We start from the raw sequence: 3,682 nt of genomic DNA, 5'->3' as shown, positions 1-3,682 counted from the left end.
AGGTTTTTTGCCTTGCAACTATCGAAAAAAGAGGTTTTTTCACAGCCTGACGTTCTCGCGCTACAAGCAGTTTGGGATTAAATTAGCGTTATCTTTCGGATTTGCCAAATCTTCCAAATACAAACCAATTTTTCCATTAAACCAAATACCCAAATTGCTTGTAGCGTGTGTTAGGCGTAGTTTATTTGAATATGTTTTTTAGTCTATCCCAAAATGTGTTTTTTGTCTGATTGTTTGTTTGATTTGGTTTAGCAACTTCTAGAGGTTTTACATTTCGATTTGTTTGTTTATTTAATTCTTCAAGAAATTGTGGTGTGTCCGCCATCAACATTTCTCTTGTATATTTCATTTGGTCGTCCATATAATAAACTAAAGCATTACTTAGGTCGGTCAATGCTATCGAAATAAGTCCGATACAAGCACCTGCTGAAAAGTCTGCGCCCCAAACAAATGAAATAGCAGTATCTTGATTCGTTAAGTCAGGTTTAATCCATTCCGCTTCTGTTTCGGTTAGTACATTTTCCGTTTCGTCAAGGTAAGTTTCGAAATATGTTTGATGTCCGTTTATGCTACACTCAAGACCATCATCATCAATCTGTTTTTCAAGGTCATCTAATATTTTAAAGTCATAGCCAAGCTTTTGGATAACTTCTTGAATTTGTTTCTTTGTTGGCAAGTCTGCTTTTCTTATGAAAGCTATTTGTGTCATTGACATATTTTGGTTGTGTTAAATTACGCCTAACGTCCCGCTACTACAGCGGGTTTGGGACTAAATTAAGCCCATTCCTCGGATTTGCCAAATCATTCAAATACAAAACCATATTTCCATTAAGCCTATTGCCCAAATCCGTTGTAGTAGCTGTTAGGCACAGGTATTTTTTATTGTTGTATTGGCCTTAAAGTTTCTATTCTTTTTTTTAATGTCCAATTTGAACTTTTAATTAGAAATTGTTGGAGTTTGGTTAAATTACACCAATAATTTCTGTGAAATCCATTTTTTGGAGATTGGATTAAATCTCTTACTATTAAACCAAGATATTGATGAACTTCGCTCCAAATTGATATTTGTATTATTGATAGGTCTTTCAATTCTTGAGTTTTAGGTTGATTTTCGTTTGTGTTTTCTCTATTTAATGCATAATCCCATTGACCGTGTGCAATCTTGTTACGAAGTTCGCTTGGGGTTTTAATGTATTTGTCAGTTATGATTTTTAATTCATTTCTTCTGTTGGTTAAGTCGATGTTTTCTTTCCAATTAACATTTACTTTATCAAAAGCCATATCAAATAAAAGTTCCCAAGCTTTTACTACACCATTTTTAGTTTTTTCAGCTTTTATTTTCTCAATTTCTGTATAAAGAAATCCATTTGGTGTATTTACAATTTGAATAAATTGAGCTTCAGAGAGGGTGCAATAGACTAAAGCGTATAGTTTTGTGTTTAACTCAACTTGAAAATCATCATTTTTTCTTAAGTAGATATTTATAGTTCTAACTATATTACTTTCAACTTTTTTGATTTTCCGAACATTTTTACTCTGAAGAACATATAGGTCATAAATATCTTGTTCAGTCATAATATAATTATTTAGTGGGGGGGATGGGAATCGAACCCATCGTCTCCAATTTGTTTCCAAATTAGCGCATTACTCCTATGTTATGCTTCCCCCATATTTTCTTCTTGTTCCTCTTCGGTTTTTTTATACTTGTGCCTAACGTTCCCTTGCTACAAGAGGTTTGGGGTTAAATTAAGCTTTATTTTCGGATTTGTCAAATCATCCCAAATACAAGACCATTTTTAAATTAAGCCAATTGCCCAAATCTCTTGTAGCAAGTGTTACAGGGCGGTTGTTTTTGTCGAAATTACGATTTTCACACAAAACTTTCACGCTTCTGTTGGCAGATTCCAATTTTCGCGTTTCTGCTTTTTGGTTCGTAATTTTCGGCTTATTATTTTCAATTATTCACTTTTAATTTTTGCGCTAAACTTTTCAAGTTTTTGCCGGCAGATTTCGACTTTCACGATTCTACTTTTCAGATTCCGACTTTCAAGTTTCTGTTGGCAAGTTCCAATTTTTACGCTTCAGTTTTTCGTCTGTTTATTGTCAGATTCCAAATTTCCGACTTTTGCTGGCGAATCCAATTTTCACGCTTCTGCTTTGTAAATTTTCTGCGAGTTATAAACTTATTTTCAAATCGAAATTACCTGCGTAATTTCGGCACAACTGCCCTGTAACGTTCCCTTGCTACAAGAGGTTTGGGGTTTAATAAAGCCTTATTTTCGGATTTGCCTAATCATCCCAAATACAAGACCATTTTTAAATTAAGCCAATTGCCCAAATGTCTTGTAGCAAGTGTTAGGCACAGTTATTTCAATCTTTTCTGTGTTTAAATTCATTGAAATATTTAATAAATCTCATTTTCTCGTCCTTGCTTTCCATTTCAGATTCATGTAGTCTATTTTGGATAGATTTTAGTTCACTGATAAGTTGCATTTTTTCTTCATTGAGTTCGGCTTCATGTATACTCATACTATGCATATATTCTTTTACTTCATCCGATTCCATTGAATCTTTATATAGCTCTTCTAGATGCTTTCGAAGACTAAATATTTTATGGTTTATTTCTTCAATTCGTTTACTTAAAAAACTTATTTCGTCTTTTGCTTTTAATTCACGCTCGTACAGTCTTTTTTCCATAAACTGAATTCTTTTCATTTCTTTCAATTCAGCTTGCTTCATAGCTTGTATTTCCTCTAGAGCTTGTTGATTAATTTTCTCTTTCAGAAATGATTGTCCATAACTTAAAAATCTTTCAGACGAATACATATGAAAATCCACATTGGCGTTCATTTTTATTTCCTCGATTAGTTCTTGTCTCGGTCCCATATTTCTGCCGTCTTTAATTTTCCACCACCAATCTATTTTCCTCTCGTCTGTAATTAGAATAACATCTTTATTAAGTTCTTTAGCTTTTAGGATAATTTGCTTCCATAGAATCAAATCACCATATTTCTTATTTCCTTCTTTAGTTTTTTCATCTTCAAATCCAGGAGGAACTTTATTTTTGAATCTTTCTTCTCCTTCCTTAAATATTTCTTTTAATTCATCTTCACTAAATGGGCTTGTAATTCTATTTTTGAATAATTCAGAAATAGAGTTATAGATAGGGTCAACCTTTAAATAATCACAATATTTTTTGATACTTTCTTTGACTTCATCTCCAACTTTTTCAAAAATTACATTTAATTCCTTGTCAACTTTAGAAGTAAGGAAAGGTGGTTTACTTGTTGATTGTAAATCTTTTTGAATTTGTGAAATTTTCTCTAAAAATTCGTTATACGCTTTTTCCTGTTCAGCAATTACCTCATAACGATTTCTATTATACTCTAATGCAGTCTGATGCGGAAGATAGATTTGATTTGAAAACCTTTTTATAAGATCTAGAATTGTATTTTGAGTAGATTCAGAATATCGGTATAAATTCAGTAGAACATTAGTATCAAACATGATTATACCATGTTCCCAAATTTGTTTGATATCATTCTCGGTTTTCCTGTAATATCCTGGAAATAGTTCTTTCATTGTTCGTCTTTTATAATTGTGCCTAACGTCCCGTCGCTACACGAGGTTTGGGATTAAATTAAGACCATTTTTCGGATTTGCCAAATCTTCCAAATACAAG

General features: G+C 32.5%; 3 protein-coding genes. All 3 read right to left on the bottom strand.

Features of this window, described 5'->3' with window-relative positions; all coding sequences use genetic code 11:
• Nucleotides 1–181: 181 nt before the first annotated feature.
• The 3 genes from ABEG11_RS18920 to ABEG11_RS18910 all read right to left on the bottom strand — a co-directional run bounded on the left by ABEG11_RS18920 (nt 182) and on the right by ABEG11_RS18910 (nt 3,582).
• Nucleotides 182–709, bottom strand: a complete 528-nt coding sequence (locus ABEG11_RS18920) for a hypothetical protein (RefSeq protein WP_348825747.1) — start codon at nt 707–709, stop codon at nt 182–184.
• Nucleotides 710–879: 170 nt separating this feature from the next.
• Complete coding sequence (locus ABEG11_RS18915; protein ID WP_348825746.1) at nt 880–1,575, bottom strand: hypothetical protein; 696 nt, start codon at nt 1,573–1,575, stop codon at nt 880–882.
• A gap of 795 nt (nt 1,576–2,370) precedes the next feature.
• The gene (locus ABEG11_RS18910) at nt 2,371–3,582 is read right to left on the bottom strand and encodes a PIN-like domain-containing protein (protein WP_348825745.1); all 1,212 of its coding nucleotides are present in this window, start codon (nt 3,580–3,582) and stop codon (nt 2,371–2,373) included.
• Nucleotides 3,583–3,682 lie beyond the last annotated feature (100 nt).

Source organism: Flavobacterium aestuarii, from assembly GCF_040049115.1.
GTDB lineage: Bacteria > Bacteroidota > Bacteroidia > Flavobacteriales > Flavobacteriaceae > Flavobacterium > Flavobacterium aestuarii.
Note: the sequence above shows the minus strand (reverse complement) of the source record. Positions and strands in the feature narration are given on the sequence as shown.

What these genes read in the sequence shown, in the direction of transcription:
- ABEG11_RS18920 (WP_348825747.1), bottom strand. Translation starts at nt 709, where the DNA reads ATGACACAAATAGCTTTCATAAGAAAAGCAGACTTGCCAACAAAGAAA.
- ABEG11_RS18915 (WP_348825746.1), bottom strand. Translation starts at nt 1,575, where the DNA reads ATGACTGAACAAGATATTTATGACCTATATGTTCTTCAGAGTAAAAAT.
- ABEG11_RS18910 (WP_348825745.1), bottom strand. Translation starts at nt 3,582, where the DNA reads ATGAAAGAACTATTTCCAGGATATTACAGGAAAACCGAGAATGATATC.